Raw genomic sequence first — 20,451 nt, 5'->3', positions numbered from 1 at the left:
AACCGAGCCGCCTGGCGGTGGGGGACAGGGCCAGCGCCCCGGTCACCCGGCCGGAGCCTCCAGCAGGCTGCGCAGTCGCGTCGTGCGGTCGTGGGCCGGGGACAGGGCGACCGCGCGCTGGAGTGCCTGAGCCGCTCCGTGCACCACGGACAGATGCCGCTCGCCGCGGCTGAAGGCGGTGTACACCCAGCGGCGGCTCAGCCCCTGGGTGGCGTCACCCGGCAGCACGACGACCGCTGCGGGCCACCGCATCCCAGCCGCCTGGTGGGCGCTGAGGGCCCAGCCGTGGCGTACCGACGACTCCACCCGCTCCTGCGGTACGACGACCTTCGTGTCCGCGCAGTCCAGATGCAGGCCCTCGGCGTCGGCCGAGACGACCACCCCGGGCACGGTCCTGCCGGGCGTCGGGACATGGACGACACGGTCGCCCGGGTCGAAACCGCCGAACCGTCCGGGACCGGGGTTGAGCCGCTGCTTCAGTGCCGCGTTCAACGCCCGGGTGCCCGCCGGGCCGCCGTGACCGACGGTGATCACCTGGGTGTCGGCGGACGGTACGCCGATGGCGCGCGGCACCGAGTCGGCGACCAGCTGCACGGTGCGGTGCACCGCCTCGCCCGCGTCACGCACGGGGACGATCACCACCTCCTTGCCGGGCGCCGCGACCTGGTTCAGCTCACCGATGCCGATGCCGGAGACCAGTTCGCCGATCGGTCCCGGATCCGGCGTACGGGACACGATCTGCGGGCAGGCACGGGACGCTAGCACATCGGCGAACACCTTCCCCGCACCTGCCGAGCCCAGCACGCCAGGGTCACCGCTGAGCACCAGCCGGGTGCCGTCGGCCAGGGACTCCACGAGGATCGCCGCGGTCTCGACGTCCAGCTGCGGGGCGTCCAGCACGACGAGCAGGTCGACGGCGATCGCCCCCTCCTCGTCCCGCCCCGGGCCCTCAGCGCCGGAGAGCAGCCCGGCGAGTGTGACGGCAGTCGTCGGATCGCCGGTCGCCGCGGCCAGTCGGCGCCTGCCGTCGACGCTGTGCACGGCACCCAGGGCGCGCAGTCCGAGGCCGCGGGCCGCGCTGATCAGCGTGGCGGGTTCGGCCCGGGCCGCCTCGCCGCCTGTGTGCGCCACGAGTCCATGGGCTGCGACCGCACGGATCAACTCGGCCGCCGACGGGGAGCCCGCGGCCGAGGCCGACTCCGTCCAGTCGGCGTCCTTCTCGCAGGCGTTGATCAGGCGGGCCAGACCGTCGGCGAGGCTCTCCTCGGCGAGTGCGTACCGGTCGAGACCGAGCAGCACCTGCACCGGCTCCTGCCCGGCCCGGTCCTCCGCGCCTCCTTCGGCGTCCTCGCGGGGTTCTGCGGGTGCTGCGGACTCCTGGTCGTCCTGCCTGTCCTGGAAGACCAGGACGACGCCCTCGGCGACGGCGTGCTGCACGGCTGCTTCGGGGTCGGCCACCGAGCGCTCGGCGAGTGCGGCACGTACCGCCGTTGCGTCCAGTGCCGTATGGCCCTGGAGCGCGGCCCGCTCCAGCAGCCAGCCGACCAGGGCCGCGGTGCGCCGCTCGTCGTCCGGACCGCACTCGGCGCCCAGCAAGGCCCGTGCGAAACCGTCGGCCTGCTCGGGCCTGACCCCCGGCACGGCCAGCAACTGCCACGGGTCCTCGCGCAGGGCATCGGCGGCCTGCGCACCGAGGGCCTCGGCCGCCGGCCCCGCCAGTGCTCCGGGCGCCCCGCCCTCGGTCAGTACGGCGGCCGCCGCCGCGACGGCCTCCGGTGAGGCGCCCTGTGGAGCCGGGGCCTGCTCGGGCGCGCGGGGGCGTACCGGAGCGGGCGTGGGAGCGGCCCGGCGAGGGGTGGCGGGTGCGGGCGAGTCGAAGAACGCGGCGGCGGGCTTCTCACCGCTCTCCACAGCACGCACGGCCGCCAGCAGATCGGCCGCCGGGCCGCTCAGCTTCGCACCGGCGTCGATGGGGCCTTCTTTCTCGGCCTTGCGCTTCTCGATCCGCTTCCTCAGCTCACGTTGGGCGGCGAGCTCGGCCTCGGCCTCGGAGAGCGTCGGTGCGGGGGCGGCGGCCACCCCGTCGACGGCGCCGTCTGCCGAGGCTGTCCCGTCGGTCTCGGTCGTGTCGTCGGTCTCGTCGGCCGCTCGGTCGGTGTATGCCCTGCCGTCGGACCCGGCTGCCTCGTCGGTCCCGGAGTTGTCACCGTCCGTCTCCGCCGCGCCGGCGGCGTCATCGGCCGTCGTCGCTCCCTCGCTCGCGTCGCGACCCTCTTCCTCCGAGGACGGAGCGGGCACGGCGGCGGAGGGGTCCGCGACAACGCTGTCGTCGTCGGCGGCCGGGGAGCCGGGGGTTTCTCCCCCGGGAAGCGCAGTCACAGCGTGCTCCAGTCCTGGTCGGGATAGCGGTGCACGGGCGCCGACACGTCGTCGAGCGCCTGGCAGATCTCGTCAGGAAGACTAAGCGCCTCCACTGACAATGCCTCCGTGAGCTGCTGCGCGTTGCGTGCACCGACGATCGGGGCCACCACTCCCGGCCGGTCCCGCACCCAGGCGAGAGCTACCTGGAGCGCCGTCGTGGCCAGGCCGTCGGCCGCTGTCGCCACCGCGTCCACGATGCGGCTCGGCGGGTCGTCGAGATACGGCTCGACGAACGGAGCCAGCAGTTCCGAGGCGCCGCGTGAGTTTGGCGGAGTGCCCGTCCGGTACTTGCCGGTCAGGACCCCCCGGCCCAGCGGGGAGGAAGGCAGCAGACCCACGCCCAGATCGAGCGCGGCCGGCAGCACCTCGCGTTCCACCCCCCGCTGCAACAGGGAGTACTCCATCTGGGTGCTCGCCAGCCGGGTGCGCACCCCGGGCGAGGCGAGCTGCCAGGTCGCCGCCTTGGCAAGCTGCCAGCCGCAGAAGTTCGACACCCCCGCGTACCGGGCGCGGCCGGTGGACACCGCCAGGTCCACCGCCTGAAGGGTCTCCTCCAGCGGAGTCAAGGGGTCGAAGGCGTGGATCTGCCACAGATCCACGTAATCCGTACCGAGTCGCGCCAAGGAAGCGTCCAGCGCGGCCAGCAGGTGCCCGCGGGATCCGTTGAACCGGCGGTGCGGGTCGGCCACGCTGCCCGCCTTCGTCGCGATGACCAGATCGCACCGTGGCACCAGGCCTGCGGTGAGCCGCCCGAGCAGATATTCGGCCTCCCCACCGCCGTACACATCAGCTGTGTCGACCAGCGTGCCGCCGGCCTCCCAGAAGACTTTCAGCTGTTCGGCAGCGTCGTGCTCGTCGGTGTCCCGGCCCCAGGTCAGGGTGCCGAGCCCGATCCGGGACACTCGAAGGCCGGTGCGGCCGAGATGCCTCTGCTCCATGTGCGCTGAGATTACTGGCCAGAGCCCCACTCGGCGGAAGCCTGTGGACAAGCCAGGCATCAAGTCGCCCCTGCCGCAACCCGTTGCCGCGCGCTAGAGTCCGAAGCTCAGAGACGTTACTGATCAGTAAGGGGAGCGGCTATGCGGCTCGGCATCAATCTCGGTTACTGGGGCGCGGGAATGGACGGCGACAACCTCGCCGTCGCCCAGGAGGCCGACCGGCTCGGCTACGACGTCTGCTGGGCGGCCGAGGCGTACGGCTCCGACGCACCGACCGTGCTCTCCTGGGTCGCCGCCCAGACCGAATCGATCGACGTCGGTTCCGCGATCATGCAGATCCCCGCCCGCCAGCCCACGATGACGGCGATGACCGCCGCCACCCTCGACTCGCTCTCCGGCGGTCGTTTCCGGCTCGGCCTCGGCGTGTCGGGACCGCAGGTCTCCGAGGGCTGGTACGGCGTCAAGTTCGACAAGCCGCTGGCCCGCACCCGGGAGTATGTCGAGATCGTCCGTGCGGCGATGTCCCGTGAGCGACTGTCGTACGAGGGACAGCACTGGACGCTCCCGCTGCCGGACGGTCCTGGCAAGCCGCTCAAGCTCACCGTCCACCCGCAGCGCGAGCACATTCCGCTCTATATCGCTGCAATCGGCCCGAAAAACCTGGAGCAGACCGGCGAGATCGCCGACGGCGCGCTGCTGATCTTCCCTTCCGCGGAGCACCTTGAGGACACCGCAGTGAAGTACCTGCGGGCAGGCCGCGAGAAGGCCGGCAAGACCCTGGAGGGCTTCGACGTCTGCCCGACCCTGCCGCTCGCCGTCGGTGACGACGTCAACGGCCTCGCGGACATGTTCCGGCCGTACACCGCGCTGTACGTGGGCGGTATGGGCAGCCGCAAGCAGAACTTCTACAACCAGCTCGCGCAGCGTATGGGGTACGAGAAGGAAGCCGCCGAGATCCAGGACAAGTACCTGTCCGGCGACAAGAACGGCGCCGCTGCCGCTGTGCCGCACCAGCTGATCGACCAGACCACGCTGCTCGGTTCCATCGAGCGGATCGCCGAGCGGATGCAGGCGTACGCCGCGGCGGGCGTCACCACGCTGACTCTGGCTCCGGCCGGGTTCACGCTCGATGAGCGGATCACGGCTCTGCGGGCCGGTACGGAGGCGCTGGAGCGGTCCGGGCTCGTGTAGCGCGGGCTCGGACTTCTCCTGGCTTCCCGAGACTCCGGGACAGCGCTTCGGCCGTGGTGGGGGCTCGGGGGCCTTCCCCGCCACGGCCGTTACACGTAACAACGCGTTCGGGGGCATGCGGTTACGCCGAACGGCTTGCGGTTCGGTGCGGGCCCCCGGGGCGGACGGGTCCGGAACGCCGGACGGGCTGCGGATGCAGCCGGGAGGGCGGAGAGGGACAGAAGCCGGTCGCAGCCCCGTCCGGCGTAGCCGGGGGGCGTTCCTGTTGCCCGGGTGGGCGTGTCGCATTTGACTGGCGATGGGCGGATGCCGGTACGGAGGTGGCAGTGATGCTCTCGGCAAGGAACCTGTTCCAGGAGATTCTCGACGAAGACGAGTCGTTCCGGTTGTTCTGTTCCATCGCTGCCAGCGGGGAGTCCCAGGGCGGTTGGGAGAACGGGCGTATCGCGGCCCTGGTGCCAGAGAGCCAGCGGGCCCTGGCCCCCAAGATCGCGCGGCACGGCGCCGACGAGGACAAGCACGGCCGGATCTTCAACGCGCTGCTGAGGAGGCGCGGGCTGCAGCCGACCGAGGTTCCGCCCGAGACCGACTACACGATGCTGCTGGAGAAGCGCGGCATCGGCCTCGCCCATGAGCAGCTGGGGCGCCAGGAGCCGCTCTCCGAGCGCGACATCATCACCTACCTCGCCCACAGCCGGGTCACCGAACAGCGTGCCTCCGAGCAGATGGCGCTGCTGCTCAAGTACTTCGCCGACCACCCCGACCTCGGCCGCGCGGTGAAGATGATCGCGAACGACGAGGACAACCACCTGGCTTACTGCCACGAGGAGTTGCTCCGTTTCGCCCGCTTCGGACACGGCCGCACGATCCAGCGCATCCTGCGTGAGTGCGCGCTCACCGAGATCCGGGTGTACCGCGACGTCAGCCTCGCCGTGATGGATCACATGGGCCGCATCCTGAACTGGCCCCGGGCCAAGGCCGCGGTGCTGGCCGCCGGGATCCACGGGGTCTACGCGTACGAACGGCTCGTCGGATGGCGGCGCATGGTGAGCCTGACGCCGCCCGAGCGGCGCGACGCACTGGGCGGTCCCGCGACGCCGGCGCCCGAGTTCGCCTGATCCGGGCGGTGCGCCCGGCGGCCTGTCAGAGCCAGCCGTGGCGCTTGAACAGCCGGTGCAGGCCGAAGACCACGGCACCCATCAGCACGATCACCGAAGGATAGGCCCACACCCAGCGGAGTTCCGGCATGTGCTCGAAGTTCATGCCGTAGATTCCCGCGACCATGGTCGGTACGGCGGCCATCGCCGCCCAGGCCGAGATCTTTCGCATGTCGTCGTTCTGCCGCACACCCACCTGGGCCAAATGTGCCGAGAGGATGTCGGAGAGCAGCCGGTCCAGCCCGTCCACGTACTCGTTGGCGCGCGTCAGATGGTCGCTCACGTCGCGGAAGAACGGCTGCGAGTGTTCGTGGACGAACGGCACTCCGGCGCTCGCCAGCCGGGCCATGGGGGCGCTCAGCGGACCCGTGGCGCGGCGGAACTCCATGATCTGCCGCTTGAAGGTGTAGATGCGGGACGCGGTGTTCTTGGTGTCCGCGGTGCCGGTCGGTGCGAACACCTCGGTCTCCAGCTCCTCCAGGTCGGCCTGGAGCTCACCCGCCACCTCGATGTAGTGGTCGACGACGGCGTCGCTGATCGCGTACAGGACAGCGGTCGGACCGTGCTTGAGAACCTCCGGCTCGGACTCCAGGCGGCGGCGTACCGCGGTGAGCGGCGCGCCCTCCCCGTGCCGTACCGTCACGACGAACGAGTCGCCGATGAAGGCCATCAGTTCGTCGGTGGTGACCGTGTCGCTCAGGTGCTCGTACACCACCGGCTTGATGACCGCGAAGAGCGAGTCGTCGTACACCTCCAGTTTGGGCCGTTGGTGCGCGCTCAAGGCGTCCTCGACGGCCAGCGGATGGAGTCCGAACTCGCTGCTGACGCGATCGACCTCCTGCTCCGTCGGTTCGTACAGCCCGATCCAGAGAAACGCGTTCCCGGTGGCCCGTGCCTCTGCAAGGGCATCGGAGAGGTCGGCGGGGCCTTCGGTACGACGCCCGCCCCGATAGATCGCACAGTCCACAATCACGGCGCGTATTCTTCCCTGCCCCGGTCCCCGGTGCACCTCATCGGCGGCAGCGGCCTACGCTGGCCCGTATGCCCACCCTGATCCTCGTACGCCATGGACGCTCGACCGCCAACACGGCCGGGGTGCTCGCGGGCCGCAACCCCGGTGTCGCGCTCGACGAGCGCGGCGCCGCCCAGGCCGCGGCGCTGCCCGGACGGCTGGCCGCACTGCCCCTCGCCGCCGCCGTCAGCAGCCCCCTGCAGCGCTGCCGGGAGACCCTGCAGCCGCTGCTCGAAGCCCGGCCGGAACTGGTGCTGCACACTGATGAGCGGATCAGCGAGTGCGACTACGGCGACTGGTCGGGACGCAAGCTGGCGGAACTCGCCGACGAACCGCTGATGGGTGTCGTGCAACAGCATCCGTCGGCCGCGACGTTCCCCGGCGGCGAGTCCGTGCGCGCCATGCAGGCACGCGCCGTCGACGCCGTACGGGACTGGAACGCGCGGATCGAGGCCGAGTACGGTGACGACGCCGCCTATCTGATGTGCTCGCACGGCGATGTCATCAAGGCCCTCGTCGCCGACGCCCTCGGCATGCATCTCGACCTCTTCCAGCGGATCCACGCCGACCCCTGTTCGGTCACCGCGATCCGCTACACCAGGCTGCGGCCCTTCCTGCTGCGGCTGGGCGACACCGGAGACCTTGCCCCCCTGGCGCCCCGTGAGCACACGGCCGGAACGGACCACGGGCGGCGCCCGGCGGCGGACGCCGATGCGGACGCGGCGGTCGGAGGCGGCGCTGGGGCGCCGTGATCGCTTTGCGCAGTAGGGTGGACGCGCCGTAGGCGCCCTTCCCGGGGGAATCCCCCGGACCCCGGCCGCCCGTCATCTGCCGTCAATTTTCAAGGGAGACAGGACGTGTCCCGTCAGGTGTTCCTCTACGACCCCCCGGACCGCTTCGTGGCCGGTACGGTCGGGTTGCCTGGACGACGTACGTTCTTCCTGCAGGCATCCTCAGGCGGACGCGTCACCAGCGTGGCCCTGGAGAAGACTCAGGTCGCCGCGCTCGCCGAGCGCATCGACGAACTGCTCGACGAAGTGGTGCGGCGGACCGGCGGTAACTCGCCGGTGCCCGCCGTGGCGCCGATGGATGTCACCGACACCGCGCCGCTCGACGTGCCCGTCGAGGAGGAGTTCCGGGTCGGCACGATGGCGCTCGCCTGGGACGGCGAGGAACAGCGCATGATCGTCGAGGCGCAGGCGCTGGTCGAGCTGGACGTGGATTCCGACGAGGATCTCGCGGAGGCCGAGGAGCGGTTGCTCCAAGATGAGGAGAACGGTCCGCCGATGCTCCGGGTCCGCCTCAGCGGCGCTCAGGCCCGCGCCTTCGCCAAGCGGGCCCTGGATGTCGTGAACGCCGGGCGCCCGCCGTGCCCGCTGTGCAGCCTGCCGCTCGACCCGGAAGGACACGTATGCCCGCGCCAGAACGGATACCGTCGCGGAGCCTGACCGACCGGGAGCTGGTCACCCTCCTCACCGAGGGCCGGCTCACCGTGCGCGGTCAGATCGGTGGGGCGTCCAACGCGGTGCTCTACTGCACGGTCGCGCACGAGGGCGACGAGGTGACGTGCGTCTACAAGCCCGTGGCCGGGGAACAGCCCCTGTGGGACTTCCCGGACGGCACGCTCGCCCAGCGGGAGGTGGCCGCGTACGAGATCTCCGAGGCGACCGGATGGGGGCTCATACCGCCCACCGTGCTGCGGGACGGCCCGTACGGCGAGGGCATGTGCCAGCTGTGGATCGAAGCGGCGCCGGACGGCGACGAGCCCTCCGTGGACGGTCGGTCCCCGCTCCTGGCGCTTGTAGATGACGAGGAGCCGGGGGAGGGCTGGAAGGCCGTCGCCCACGCCGAGGTCGGAGAGGGGAAGACGGCCCTGCTGGTGCACGCGGACGATCCGCGGCTGCGGCGGCTGGCTGTCCTCGACGCCGTGATCAACAACGGTGACCGCAAGGGCGGCCATCTGCTGCCCGCACCCGACGGCCGGCTCTACGGCATCGACCACGGAGTGACGTTCAACGCCGAAGACAAGCTGCGCACCCTGCTCTGGGGGTGGGCCGGGGAGCCGTTGACGGCCGAGGCGATCGAAGTCGTGGACCGGCTCGATGCGGAGCTTGCGCCCGGGACCTCGCTCGTCACCCGGCTGGCCGAGCTGATCACCGCGGTCGAGATCGAGGCGTTGCGGGGACGCGTGGAGGGGCTGAGGACGTCGGGGAGGCACCCGGAGCCGAACGGTGAGTGGCCGTCGATCCCCTGGCCGCCGGTGTGACGAGATCAAGCCGCTCCGGCGATTGAGGAGCCGGGTACGCGGGCGGGGCCCGTACCGGAGCGGATGAACCCACGCTGCGCAAGACCGCCTCTTCGGTCAAGGTCCGGCATCCGGTTCGTATCCGGAACATGCATCCGGTTACGCTCGTGGCATGCATGCCTGGCCCGCTTCTGAGGTCCCCGCCCTGCCCGGCAAGGGCCGCGACCTTCGGATCCACGACACCGCGACCGGCGGACGGATCACTCTCGACCCCGGTCCCGTCGCCCGTATCTATGTCTGCGGCATCACGCCGTACGACGCGACCCACATGGGTCATGCGGCGACCTACAACGCGTTCGACCTCGTTCAGCGCGTGTGGCTCGACACCCAGCGGCAGGTTCACTACGTCCAGAACGTGACCGACGTGGACGACCCGCTGCTGGAGCGTGCCGTGCGCGACGGCCAGGACTGGACCGAGCTCGCCGAGCGCGAGACGGCCCTGTTCCGCGAGGACATGACTGCCCTGCGCTTGCTTCCCCCGAAGCACTACATCGGCGCCGTCGAGGCGATACCGGGCATCGTCCCGCTCGTCGAACGGCTCCGGGACGTCGGCGCCGCCTACGAACTCGACGGGGACGTGTACTTCTCCGTCGAGGCCGACCCGCACTTCGGCGGGGTCTCCAACCTTGACGCCGAGGCGATGCGGCTGCTCTCCGCCGAGCGCGGCGGCGACCCCGAGCGCCCCGGCAAGAAGAACCCGCTCGACCCGATGCTCTGGATGGCCGCCCGTGAGGGCGAGCCGAGCTGGGACGGCGCCTCGCTCGGCCCCGGCCGGCCGGGCTGGCACATCGAGTGCGTCGCCATCGCCCTGGACCACCTCGGCATGGGCTTCGACGTGCAGGGAGGCGGGTCCGATCTCGCCTTCCCGCACCACGAGATGGGCGCTTCGCACGCCCAGGTGCTGACCGGCGAGTACCCATTCGCCCAGGCGTACGTACACGCCGGAATGGTCGCCCTGGACGGCGAGAAGATGTCCAAGTCCAAGGGCAACCTGGTTTTCGTCTCGAAGCTCCGCCACGACGGCGTGGACCCGGCGGCGATCCGCCTCGCTCTGCTCTCGCACCACTACCGGTCCGACTGGGAGTGGACCGACCAGGTGCTCGCCGATGCCGTCGAGCGACTCGGACGGTGGCGCTCCGCCGTCTCCCGGCCCGACGGACTGCCCGCCGAGGTCCTGCTCGAGGAGGTCCGCGAGGCCCTCGCCGACGACCTGGACGCACCGGCCGCACTGGCCGCCGTGGACCGCTGGGCCGAGCGTCAGAAGGCCGAGGGCGGTACGGACGAGGGTGCGCCCGGTCTCGTCTCGCGCACCGTCGACGCGCTGCTGGGCGTCGCCCTGTAGCGCCGCCCGTAAACGTCGCGCGCGATGACAACCCGCTGACCGCCACCCCATGAGCCGGCCTTGGACTTCTCGACGAGGTTCAGGGCCGGCTCCGTTTTGTCCGTGGTCAAGTGCTCGAACTTGCGCTAAAAGCGCACTATGCAATCATCAACGCGCATCAGAGCGGCGGCAGTTGCAGCCTTGCTGGGGCTGATCGCCGTCTTCGCGGGGCCCGGTGCCGGTCAGGCCGGCGCTGCCGAACCGACCACCACCACGGTCGGCGACGTCACCGGATTCTCCGCCGACGGACCCGTCTATCAGCTGAGGGCCGGCACCGCCGAGGCCCGCGTCAGCTTCGTCTCCGCCGAGACCTTCCGTATCGAACTCACCCCGGACGGTACGTTCTCCGACCCGGCCGGCGACGACATGGTCCTGCCGCAGGGCACCCCGCCGCACACCCGGTGGAAGGAGCGGGGCGACCGCTACGAACTCTCCACCGGCAGCATCACTCTGCGTGCTTACAAGTCGCCCCTGCGCTTCGCGCTGTACCGCGCGGACGGAACCAGGGTCTGGTCCGAGGCCAAGGGGCTGAGCTGGAACGGCGAACAGACCACCCAGACGCTGACCCGCGGCGTGGACGAGCAGTTCTACGGCGCCGGAATGCAGAACGGCCGGGGCAACACCTCGCACCGCGACAACACCGTCGAGGTCGGCGTCGACTACAACTGGAACGACGGCGGCCACCCCAACTCCGTGCCGTTCTACCTCTCCTCGGCGGGGTACGGCGTCTTCCGCAACACCTACGCTCCGAACAGCTACGCCTTCACCGACCCGGTGACCACCAGCGCGAAGGAAAAGCGCTTCGACGCCTACTACTTCGCGGGCGACAACGCCAAGGACGTCATCGGCCAGTACACGAAGCTCACCGGCAAGCCCTTCCTGCCGCCCGTGTACGGAATGGAGATCGGCGACGCCGACTGCTACCTCCACAACGCCAACCGAGGTGAGCGGCGCACCCTGGACGCCCTGAAGGTCGCCGACGGCTACGTCGAGCACGACATGCCGAACGGCTGGATGCTCGTCAACGACGGCTACGGCTGCGGCTACGAGGACCTGGCGGAGACCGCCAAGGGCCTCCAGGATCGCGGCATGCAGATCGGTCTGTGGACCGAGGACGGCATCGACAAGATCGCCGATCAGGTCAAGGCGCGCCAGCGGGTCGCCAAATTGGACGTCGCCTGGGTCGGCGCGGGCTACAAGTTCGCGCTCGACGGCTGCAAGGACGCGTACGCGGGCATCGAGGACAACAGCGACGCCCGCGGCTTCACCTACGCCCCCGAGAGCTGGGCGGGTGCGCAGCGCTGCGGCGTCCAGTGGTCCGGCGACCAGTCCGGCACCTGGGACTACATCCGCTGGCAGATACCGACCTATGCGGGCGCCACGATGTCCGGTCTCGCCTACACCACCGGCGACGTCGACGGCATCTTCGGTGGCAGCGCCAAGACGTACACCCGTGACCTCCAGTGGAAGATGTTCCTGGGAACCACGATGACCATGGACGGTTGGGCGGCCAGTGACAAGCAGCCCTACCGGTACGGGGAGCCGTACACCTCCATCAACCGCGACTACCTCAAGCTCAAGGAGTCGCTGCTGCCCTACCAGTACTCCTACGCGCACGAGGCGACGAAGACCGGCGTCGGCATGGTCCGGCCCCTGGCCCTCGAATACCCGGACGACCCGAAGGCGGCGACGGACGCGGCGAAGTACGAGTTCATGTCCGGCGAGGACTTCCTCGTCGCGCCCGTCTACCAGGACACCACCGAGCGCAACGGCATCTATCTGCCGAAGGGCACCTGGACCGACTACTGGAGCGGCCGCACCTACGAGGGGCCGGCCACTCTCGACCACTACAGCGCCCCGCTCGACACCCTGCCGCTGTTTGTCAAGGGGGGTGCCACTGTGCCGATGTGGCCGGGCATTCGCTCGTACAAGGACCGCACCGCCGGATCCCCGCTCGCCTGGGACATCTACCCGCAGGGCTCCTCGTCGTTCACGCTGTACGAGGACGACGGCGTCACCCGGCAGCACCGCGAGGGCAGGTACGCCACCCAGACCGTCGACGTGGACGCACCGGTCCGGGGCGCGGGCGACGTCACAGTACGGATCGGGGCGAGCAAGGGAGAGTTCACCGGCAAGCAGCGCACGCGCCCGTACGAGTTCAGCGTGCACACCGGCTCCGCACCGAGCGCGGTCGAGCTCGACGGCAAGCTGCCACGGCTGGCGTCCCCGGCGGCGTACAAGGCCGCGAAGCAGGGCTGGTGGTACGACCAGGACGATCGCGGCGGTGTCGTGAAGATCAAGACCGCGCCGTTCTCCACCGACAGGGAGTTCTCCGTGAAGCTGAAGCGGACGAGCGCGGTCGGCGGGAGGAACGCCGCCGCGACGGCCGTCGTCTCCGTGCCGGCCGGCCAGGAGGTCGGTGCCGGGGCCGGTGGCACCGTCGCCATCGATGTCACCGCGGGCAGCACCGATGTGACGGACGCCGAGGTCACCCTGGACGTTCCCGACGGCTGGCAGGTCGCACGGGCCGCGACCGTGGACCGGATCCCGGCGGGCACCACCCGGCGGGTCGAGGTGCCGGTCACCCCGGCGAAGGACGCCACGGCGGGGGAGGCGAGGATCACCGCACGCGCCCGCTATCGGTCGGCCGGTGAATCCCGGACCGCCGTCCAGCGGTTCGCGGCCGCAGTGATGCCGGCGCCGCCCACCGGTGAGGCGTGGGCGAGCGACCAGGTGTGGTTGAAGTCGGTGAACGGCTACGGGCCCGCCGAACGGGACCGCAGCAACGGCGAATCGGGCGAGGCCGACGGACACCGGCTCACCCTCGCGGGGAAGGCGTACGAGAAGGGGATCGGCACCCATGCCGACTCCGACATCGAGTTCTATCTCGGCGGGCGCTGCACCGCCTTCACCGCGGACGTGGGCATCGACGACGAGATCAACGGCTACGGCGAAGTGGCGTTCTCCGTCGAGGCGGACGGCAAGGTGCTGTGGACCTCGTCGAAGCTGACGGGGGCGTCGGAGACCGTACCGGTCGATGTGAAGCTCGACGGCGCGCGTCATGTGCACCTGAAGGTCACGGACACCAACGGATCCAGGACCGGTGACCACGGGGACTGGGCCGCGGCGCGGTTCACCTGCTCCTGAAGAACCCGGATGTTCCTGAACGACCCGGACAGCACAGGAGCGCCGGGCGGGTACATCTCGCCCGGCGCTCCATCGGTCGCATCAGCCCTCTGAGGAGTCCTCCGACGAATCCTGCGGGCCGTCGCCTCCGTCGTCGCCGGCCTCGTTCCCCTTGTTCTCCTCGCCGGCCGCCGGCTGACGGCCGGGGCCGCCAGGGGGCGGCGAGCCGGGCCCCGTCCCGCCGCTGTCCGGCCGGGCCGGCTTCGGCGGATGGGTGCGGCCGCTGGAGGTGTCGCGCAGATACGAGGCGTCGCCGCTCTCCGTCGCATGCCCGCCGGGCGCCTGGCCCGGACCGACGTCACGGCGGCGCAGATAGCGCTCGAACTCCCGGGCGATGGCCTCGCCGCTCGCCTCGGGAAGCTCCGCGGTGTCCCGGGCCTCCTCCAGCGTCTGCACGTACTCCGCCACTTCGCTGTCCTCGGCGGCCAGTTGGTCGACACCGAGCTGCCAGGCGCGCGCGTCCTCGGGCAGCTCGCCCAGCGGGATGCGCAGACCGAGGAGGTCCTCCAGGCGGTTCAGCAGCGCCAGGGTCGCCTTCGGGTTGGGCGGCTGCGACACATAGTGCGGCACCGCCGCCCACAGGCTCACCGCGGGCACGCCCGCGTGCGTACAGGCCTCCTGGAGGATGCCGACGATGCCCGTCGGACCCTCGTACCTGGTCTCCTCCAGCTCCATGTTCCGCGCCAGATCCGGGTCGGAGGTGACTGAGCTGACCGGTACCGGGCGGGTGTGCGGGGTGTCGCCGAGCAGTGCGCCCAGGACCACCACCATTTCCACGCCCAGCTCATGGGCGAAGCCAAGGATCTCGTTGCAGAACGAGCGCCAGCGCATGGACGGCTCGATACCGCGGACCAGAACGAGATCGCGGGGCTTGTCCCCGCCGATGCGGGCCACGGAGAGCCGGGTGGTCGGCCAGGTGATCTTGCGTACTCCGCCGTCCAGCCAGACCGTCGGCCGGTTGACCTGGAAGTCGTAGTAGTCCTCGGCGTCCAGCGCCGCGAACACCTCGCCCTTCCACTCCCGGTCCAGGTGCGCGACCGCTGTGGAAGCGGCGTCACCTGCGTCGTTCCATCCCTCGAACGCGGCCACCATGACCGGGTCGATCAGCTCGGGAACCCCCTCGAGCTCGATCACCCAGGCCTCCTTCCGAAGTTCCCTTGTGTACGCACCAACCTTACGGCTTTTGGCCACTCCCGCCGCAGCCCCTGTGCACAGCCGGGCGAACCTGACCCGCCGAGGTGCATCACCGGTCGAATCAGGCATCAGTCTCTGAATACATCCGAGCTATGTCCGGTAGTTTTCGTCCCAACCCTGGACGTTGGGGTGTTCTTGACGCTATACATCGGATGACCAGAGTAGAAGTTCGATGTTATTTCCCCTGGGGGCGCACATGAGCCAGACCGTCACGGATTTCGAAGTCCACGACATCCGTTTTCCGACCTCGGAACAACTGGACGGCTCGGACGCCATGAACCCGGACCCCGACTACTCGGCTGCCTATGTCGTGCTGAGTACTTCCCCCGTCGACGGCACCGACGGCACCGACATCGAGGGGCATGGCTTCTGTTTCACCATCGGGCGCGGCAACGAGGTGATGGCCGCCGCCATCGAAGCGTTGCGCCCCTACGTGGTGGGGCGTCCGGTGCCCCGTACCGCAGCCGACCTTGCCGCGCTGCATCGTGAGCTCACCCATGACTCCCAACTGCGCTGGCTCGGCCCCGAGAAGGGCGTGATGCACATGGCGGCCGGCGCGGTCGTCAACGCAGCCTGGGACCTGGCGGCGAAGCAGGCCGGCAGGCCCGTCTGGCAGTTCCTCGCCGAGATGACGCCCGAGGAGCTCGTGTCCCTCGTCGACTTCCGTTATCTCACCGATGCCCTCACCCCCGAGGAGGCCCTCGCCATCCTGCGGGCCGCCGAACCGGGCCGGGCCGAGCGCGCCGAGCGGCTGCGCGCCGAGGGCTACCCGGCGTACACCACCTCGCCCGGCTGGCTGGGATACACCGACGACAAGCTGGTCAGGCTGGCGAAGGAGGCCGTCGCCGACGGCTTCACCCAGATCAAACTGAAGGTCGGCGGCAACCTCGGCGACGACCTCCGCAGACTAGCCCTGGCCCGTGAGGCCGTCGGGCCGGACGTCCGGATCGCCGTCGACGCCAACCAGCGCTGGGACGTCGCCGGCGCAGTGAAGTGGATGACCGCGCTCGCGCCGTACGACCCGCACTGGATCGAGGAACCGACCAGCCCCGACGACATCCTCGGCCACGCCGCAGTCCGCTCAGGGCAGCCGGTCAAGGTCGCCACCGGCGAACACGTCGCCAACCGGGTCGTGTTCAAGCAGCTGCTGCAGGCCGGCGCCGTCGATTTCGTCCAGATCGACGCGGTCCGTGTCGCGGGTGTCAACGAGAATCTGGCGATCCTGCTGCTCGCCGCCAAGTACGGCGTACCGGTCTGCCCGCACGCGGGCGGTGTCGGGCTGTGCGAGCTGGTGCAGCACCTCTCGATGTTCGACTACGTGGCGGTCTCCGGCAGTTGGGAAGACCGAGTGATCGAGTACGTCGACCATCTCCACGAGCACTTCGCCGACCCCACCGTGATCGAGTCCGGCCGTTATGTTGCCCCGAGTTCCCCGGGCTTCTCCGCTCGGATACTCCCCGAGTCGATCGCCGCGCACCGCTATCCGGAGGGCCCCGTATGGCAGGCCCGCCGCACCACCGGGGAGGCTGACCGATGACCGGCACACGCCGCGCGGGGTCCGGGCGCAGCCCCGGTGAGGGGGGAGGACGGGTGAGTTGATTCCCTGCCGGTCACCGCGCTACAGCGTCGACCGCAACCACTGCTCCACACTTGCCACATGCACCGTCGCCCACGCCCGCGCGGCCTCCGCGTCCCGGTCCCGCAGCGCGGACACGATCGCCCGGTGCTCGTGGAGCGTTCGGCTGACCGCGTCCTCCTGCGTCAGACCGCGCCAGACCCGCGCCCGCGTCGTCGGCCCCGACAGCCCGTCGAGCAGCGAGCAGAGCACCGAGTTCCCGGACGACCGCACGATGCCGCGGTGGAACTCCAGATCGCAGGCGACCAGCTCCTCCACCGAGGGTTGCGCACCCAGGGCGTCCAACTGTGAGCTCAGCACGTCCAGTTGGGCCTCGCTGATCCGGGTCGCCGCCATCGCCGTCGCGGCCGGTTCCAGAATCCGGCGAACCGCGAGGAATTCGAGCACCGTGTCGTCGCGGTGGAAGTCCACCACGAAGCTCAGCGCCTCCAGCAGCAACTGTGGATCGAGGCTGGTCACATACGTGCCGTCGCCCTGCCGCACATCGAGAATGCGGATCAGCGACAGGGCACGGACCGCTTCCCGGAGAGAGTTGCGGGAGAGCCCCAGTTCCGCCGCGAGCTCGCTCTCCTTGGGGAGCCGGTCGCCGGGCCGTAGCGTACCCGAGACGATCATTCCCTTGATCTTCTCGATCGCCTCGTCGGTGACAGCCATGACGGTCCTCCTGGATCCGGGCTGGAATCAGACATCCGATGTCTTTCCTCATTATGCGGGTCGGAAGAGACGGATGAGCCAGGTCTGCCGGTCGTCCCAGGTACGCGGCTTCCACACGGTCCTCGGGGCCGGTCCGCGGCATACGGGACGGGGCGGCCCCCCGTGGGAGCCGCCCCGTCCGATCCGTACGACCTCGTCAGCTCCGGTCGCCGAGCATGGACTCGACGCCGGCCCGGATCTCGTCCGTCGCCAGCCCCCGAATCGTCAGCGTCGTGCGGCGGCGCAGCACATCGTCCGCCGTCTCGGCCCACTCGTGATCACGTGCGTAGGCGACCTGCGCCCAGATCTCCGGCGCGTCCGGGTGGATGCGCTCGGCCAGCTCCGGGTTCTCGTTCGCCAGCCGCGCGATGTCGAAGGAGAGCGAGCCGTAGTGCGTGGCGAGGTGACGGGCCGTGTCGGCCGCCATCCGCGGACCAGGTGTACCGCCGTCGACCAGCAGCCGGTGCGCCACCGCGTTCGGGTTGGCGATGCCGGGCAGCGGGAGCTTCTTCGGCAGGCGCGAGATCGGCTCCATGTCCTCTGCGAGGGGGCGACCGGGGAGTGCGGCCAGCTTGTTCATCACCGTACGGCCGATGTGGCGGAACGTCGTCCACTTGCCGCCCGCGACCGACAGCATCCCGCCGCGGCCCTCCGTCACGACCGTCTCGCGCTTGGCCTTGGACGTGTCGCCGGGGCCGCCCGGCAGCACCCGCAGGCCCGCGAAGGAGTACGTGATCAGATCGCGTGACAGCTGCTGGTCCTTGATGGAGAACGCCGCCTCGTCGAGGATCTGCGCGGTGTCCTTCTCGTTGACCGCGACGTCCGCCGGATCGCCCTCGTACTCCTCGTCCGTCGTGCCGAGCAGCAGCATGTCCTCCCATGGCAGGGCGAACGTGATGCGGTACTTGTCGATCGGGGTGGCCAGCGCGGCCTTCCAGGGACGCGTGCGCTTCAGCACCAGGTGCGCGCCCTTGGACAGACGTATCGAGGGCGCCGCGTTCGGGTCCTCCATCTTGCGCAGGTGATCGACCCACGGGCCGGTGGCGTTCAGCACGAGGCGGGCGTCGACGCCGAACTCCGTGCCGTCCGTACGGTCCTCCAGGTCGGCGCCCGTCACCCGGCCCTTGGTGAACCGCAGCCCGGTCACCGCCGCGTGGTTGAGGACGACCGCCCCCGCGTCGACGGCCGCTCGGACCGTCATCAGCGCCATCCGGGCATCGTTCATCTGGTCGTCGCCGTAGACCGCGACGGCCTTCAGATTGTCCGTACGCAGCTCCGGCACATCGCGCTGAGCCTTTGCCGGGCTGATCACATGCCCGACCCCGTCACCGAACGCGGAGAGCGCCGAGTACGCGAACACGCCCGCACCGAGCTTGGCCGCACCGTGCGGGCCGCCCTTGTAGACCGGCAGGTAGAAGGTGAGCGGATTCGCCAGGTGCGGGGCGACCTGACGGGACACCGCGCGCCGCTCGAAGTGGTTCTCCGCGACCAGCTTCACCGCGCCGGTCTGCAGGTAGCGCAGACCGCCGTGGAGCAGCTTGGAGGAGGCGGAGGAGGTGGCGCCGGCGAAGTCACCGGCGTCCACCAGGGCCACCCGCAGCCCGGACTGCGCGGCGTGCCAGGCCGTGGAGATGCCCAGGATGCCGCCACCGATCACCAGGAGGTCGTATGTCGCCTTGGAGAGCTGCTCCCGAGTCTCGGCGCGGCTCGGAAGGGAGCCGGAGGCCGGGTGCGTCCCGAGTGACGGGACGCTCTGCAGGGTGGTCATGGTGATTACTCCTCGACTGTGCTGTCTTCGAGCCAGCCCATGGTCCGTTCCACGGCCTTGAGCCAGTTCTTGTACTCGCGGTCGCGGGTGTCCGCGGCCATGCGGGGTGTCCACTCGGCGGCCCTGCGCCAGTTGGCGCGCAGCGCGTCGGTGTCCGGCCAGAAGCCGACGGCGAGACCGGCGGCGTAGGCGGCGCCGAGGCAGGTCGTCTCGGCGACCATGGGCCGCACCACGGGTGCGTCCAGGAAGTCGGAGAGCGTCTGCATCAGCAAGTTGTTGGAGGTCATGCCGCCGTCGACCTTCAGGGCGGCGAGCTCGACACCCGAGTCCTTCGTCATGGCGTCGGTGATTTCGCGGGTCTGCCAGGCGGTGGCCTCCAGGACCGCACGGGCGATGTGAGCCTTTGTGACGTACCTGGTCAGACCGGCGATGACGCCGCGGGCGTCGGAGCGCCAGTACGGGGCGAACAGACCCGAGAAGGCGGGCACGAAGTACGCACCGCCGTTGTCCTCGACCGACGAGGCCAGGGTCTCGATCTCGGCCGCGGACTTGATCAGACCCATCTGGTCGCGCATCCACTGCACCAGCGAACCCGTGACGGCGATGGAGCCCTCCAGGGCGTACACCGGCTTCTGGTCGCCGATCCGGTAACCGACCGTCGTCAGTAGTCCGTTGTACGAGTTGACGGGCGTCTCACCGGTGTTCATCAGCATGAAGGTGCCGGTGCCGTACGTGGACTTGGCCTCGCCCTTGGAGAAGCAGGTCTGGCCGAAGAGGGCCGCCTGCTGGTCGCCGAGCGCGGAGGCGACCGGGACACCGTCCAGGACGCCGCCCTTGGCGGTGCCGTACACCTCGGCGGAGGAGCGGATCTCGGGCAGCATGGCCGCCGGGATCTCCATGGACGCGAGGATCTTGTCGTCCCACGCCAGGGTGTGCAGGTTCATCAGGAGGGTGCGTGAGGCGTTGGTGACGTCGGTGACATGGACGCCGCCGTCGGTGCCGCCGGTCAGGTTCCAGATGACCCAGGAGTCCATGGTGCCGAAGAGGATGTCGCCGCGCTCCGCGCGCTCGCGCAGTCCCTCGACGTTGTCGAGCAGCCAGCGGACCTTGGGGCCCGCGAAGTACGAGGCGAGCGGCAGACCGGTCTCGCGGCGGAAGCGGTCCTGGCCCACGTTGCGGCCGAGCTCCTTGCAGAGCGCGTCGGTGCGGGTGTCCTGCCAGACCAGGGCGTTGTGGACGGGCTCACCGGTGTTCTTGTCCCAGAGCAGCGTGGTCTCGCGCTGGTTGGTGATGCCGATCGCCTTCACATCGGCGGCGGTGATGCCCGCCTTGACGATGGCGCCGGCGACGACCTCCTGGACGTTCTCCCAGATCTCGGCCGCGTTGTGCTCGACCCAGCCCGGCTTCGGGAAGATCTGCTCGTGCTCCTTCTGGTCGACGGAGACGATCCGGCCGTCCTTGTCGAAGACGATGCAGCGGCTGGAGGTGGTGCCCTGGTCGATGGCCGCGATGAACGGGCCGGTGGTGTGTGCGTCGGTCACGGTGTGCTCCCGGAAGTCTGTGTGGTCT

Annotated in this window: 15 protein-coding genes; 8 read left to right on the top strand and 7 right to left on the bottom strand. The window is 70.1% G+C overall.

All coding sequences use genetic code 11. The features are described 5' to 3' along the window. Positions 1-42: 42 nt before the first annotated feature. Complete coding sequence (locus ABT115_RS25150) at positions 43-2,379, bottom strand: helix-hairpin-helix domain-containing protein (RefSeq protein ID WP_351793955.1); 2,337 nt, start codon at positions 2,377-2,379, stop codon at positions 43-45. Further along, positions 2,376-3,359: an aldo/keto reductase gene (locus tag ABT115_RS25145; protein ID WP_351793952.1), complete on the bottom strand. Its 984-nt coding sequence runs from the start codon at positions 3,357-3,359 to the stop codon at positions 2,376-2,378. Before ABT115_RS25145 ends, ABT115_RS25150 begins: the two co-directional genes overlap by 4 nt. A gap of 141 nt (positions 3,360-3,500) precedes the next feature. On the opposite strand from ABT115_RS25145, the gene ABT115_RS25140 reads away from it, so the two are divergent. Continuing rightward, positions 3,501-4,550 carry an LLM class F420-dependent oxidoreductase gene (locus tag ABT115_RS25140; RefSeq protein WP_351793949.1) on the top strand — a complete coding sequence of 350 codons (1,050 nt, stop codon included), beginning with the start codon at positions 3,501-3,503 and terminating at the stop codon, positions 4,548-4,550. A 329-nt stretch (positions 4,551-4,879) separates the two neighbouring features. Continuing rightward, positions 4,880-5,668 (top strand): ferritin-like domain-containing protein, encoded by a 789-nt coding sequence (locus ABT115_RS25135; RefSeq protein WP_351793947.1) that lies wholly within the window; start codon positions 4,880-4,882, stop codon positions 5,666-5,668. Between the two features lie 25 nt (positions 5,669-5,693). Here ABT115_RS25135 and corA read toward each other — a convergent pair whose 3' ends face one another. Continuing rightward, positions 5,694-6,689 carry a magnesium/cobalt transporter CorA gene (corA, locus tag ABT115_RS25130; RefSeq protein WP_351794013.1) on the bottom strand — a complete coding sequence of 332 codons (996 nt, stop codon included), beginning with the start codon at positions 6,687-6,689 and terminating at the stop codon, positions 5,694-5,696. A 59-nt stretch (positions 6,690-6,748) separates the two neighbouring features. Between corA and ABT115_RS25125 the strand changes: the two genes are divergently transcribed. The 5 genes from ABT115_RS25125 (at position 6,749) to ABT115_RS25105 (ending at position 13,552) form a co-directional block, all read left to right on the top strand. Next, entirely contained in the window at positions 6,749-7,471 is a 723-nt protein-coding gene (locus ABT115_RS25125; protein WP_351793944.1) for a histidine phosphatase family protein, read from the top strand. A gap of 105 nt (positions 7,472-7,576) precedes the next feature. Further along, entirely contained in the window at positions 7,577-8,167 is a 591-nt protein-coding gene (locus ABT115_RS25120) for a DUF3090 domain-containing protein (protein WP_072484378.1), read from the top strand. Then, entirely contained in the window at positions 8,131-8,985 is an 855-nt protein-coding gene (locus ABT115_RS25115) for an SCO1664 family protein (protein WP_351793941.1), read from the top strand. Before ABT115_RS25120 ends, ABT115_RS25115 begins: the two co-directional genes overlap by 37 nt. 151 nt (positions 8,986-9,136) lie before the next feature. After that, positions 9,137-10,366 (top strand): cysteine--1-D-myo-inosityl 2-amino-2-deoxy-alpha-D-glucopyranoside ligase, encoded by a 1,230-nt coding sequence (gene mshC, locus ABT115_RS25110; RefSeq protein ID WP_351793938.1) that lies wholly within the window; start codon positions 9,137-9,139, stop codon positions 10,364-10,366. A 138-nt stretch (positions 10,367-10,504) separates the two neighbouring features. Next, a complete protein-coding gene (locus ABT115_RS25105) occupies positions 10,505-13,552 on the top strand; it encodes an NPCBM/NEW2 domain-containing protein (protein ID WP_351793935.1) in 3,048 nt (1,015 codons plus the stop codon). Positions 13,553-13,633: 81 nt separating this feature from the next. On the opposite strand, the gene ABT115_RS25100 is transcribed toward ABT115_RS25105, so the two are convergent. Continuing rightward, positions 13,634-14,725, bottom strand: a complete 1,092-nt coding sequence (locus tag ABT115_RS25100) for a PAC2 family protein (protein WP_351793933.1) — start codon at positions 14,723-14,725, stop codon at positions 13,634-13,636. A 256-nt stretch (positions 14,726-14,981) separates the two neighbouring features. Here ABT115_RS25100 and ABT115_RS25095 point away from each other — a divergent pair, with 256 nt between their 5' ends. Further along, a complete protein-coding gene (locus tag ABT115_RS25095; protein ID WP_351793930.1) occupies positions 14,982-16,322 on the top strand; it encodes an L-fuconate dehydratase in 1,341 nt (446 codons plus the stop codon). Positions 16,323-16,403: 81 nt separating this feature from the next. Here ABT115_RS25095 and ABT115_RS25090 read toward each other — a convergent pair whose 3' ends face one another. The 3 genes from ABT115_RS25090 to glpK all read right to left on the bottom strand — a co-directional run bounded on the left by ABT115_RS25090 (position 16,404) and on the right by glpK (position 20,423). Continuing rightward, a complete protein-coding gene (locus tag ABT115_RS25090) occupies positions 16,404-17,075 on the bottom strand; it encodes a FadR/GntR family transcriptional regulator (RefSeq protein WP_351793928.1) in 672 nt (223 codons plus the stop codon). Between the two features lie 196 nt (positions 17,076-17,271). Continuing rightward, on the bottom strand, positions 17,272-18,882 hold the full coding sequence (locus ABT115_RS25085) for a glycerol-3-phosphate dehydrogenase/oxidase (protein ID WP_351793925.1): 1,611 nt from the start codon (positions 18,880-18,882) through the stop codon (positions 17,272-17,274). 5 nt (positions 18,883-18,887) lie between these two features. After that, positions 18,888-20,423, bottom strand: a complete 1,536-nt coding sequence (gene glpK, locus ABT115_RS25080) for a glycerol kinase GlpK (protein WP_351793922.1) — start codon at positions 20,421-20,423, stop codon at positions 18,888-18,890. Positions 20,424-20,451 lie beyond the last annotated feature (28 nt).

It is taken from the genome of Streptomyces sp. NPDC001832, from assembly GCF_040297265.1.
In the GTDB taxonomy this organism is placed as follows: Bacteria; Actinomycetota; Actinomycetes; order Streptomycetales; family Streptomycetaceae; genus Streptomyces.
The sequence above is the reverse complement of the archived record's forward strand: the minus strand, read 5'-3'. Positions and strand labels throughout refer to the sequence as shown.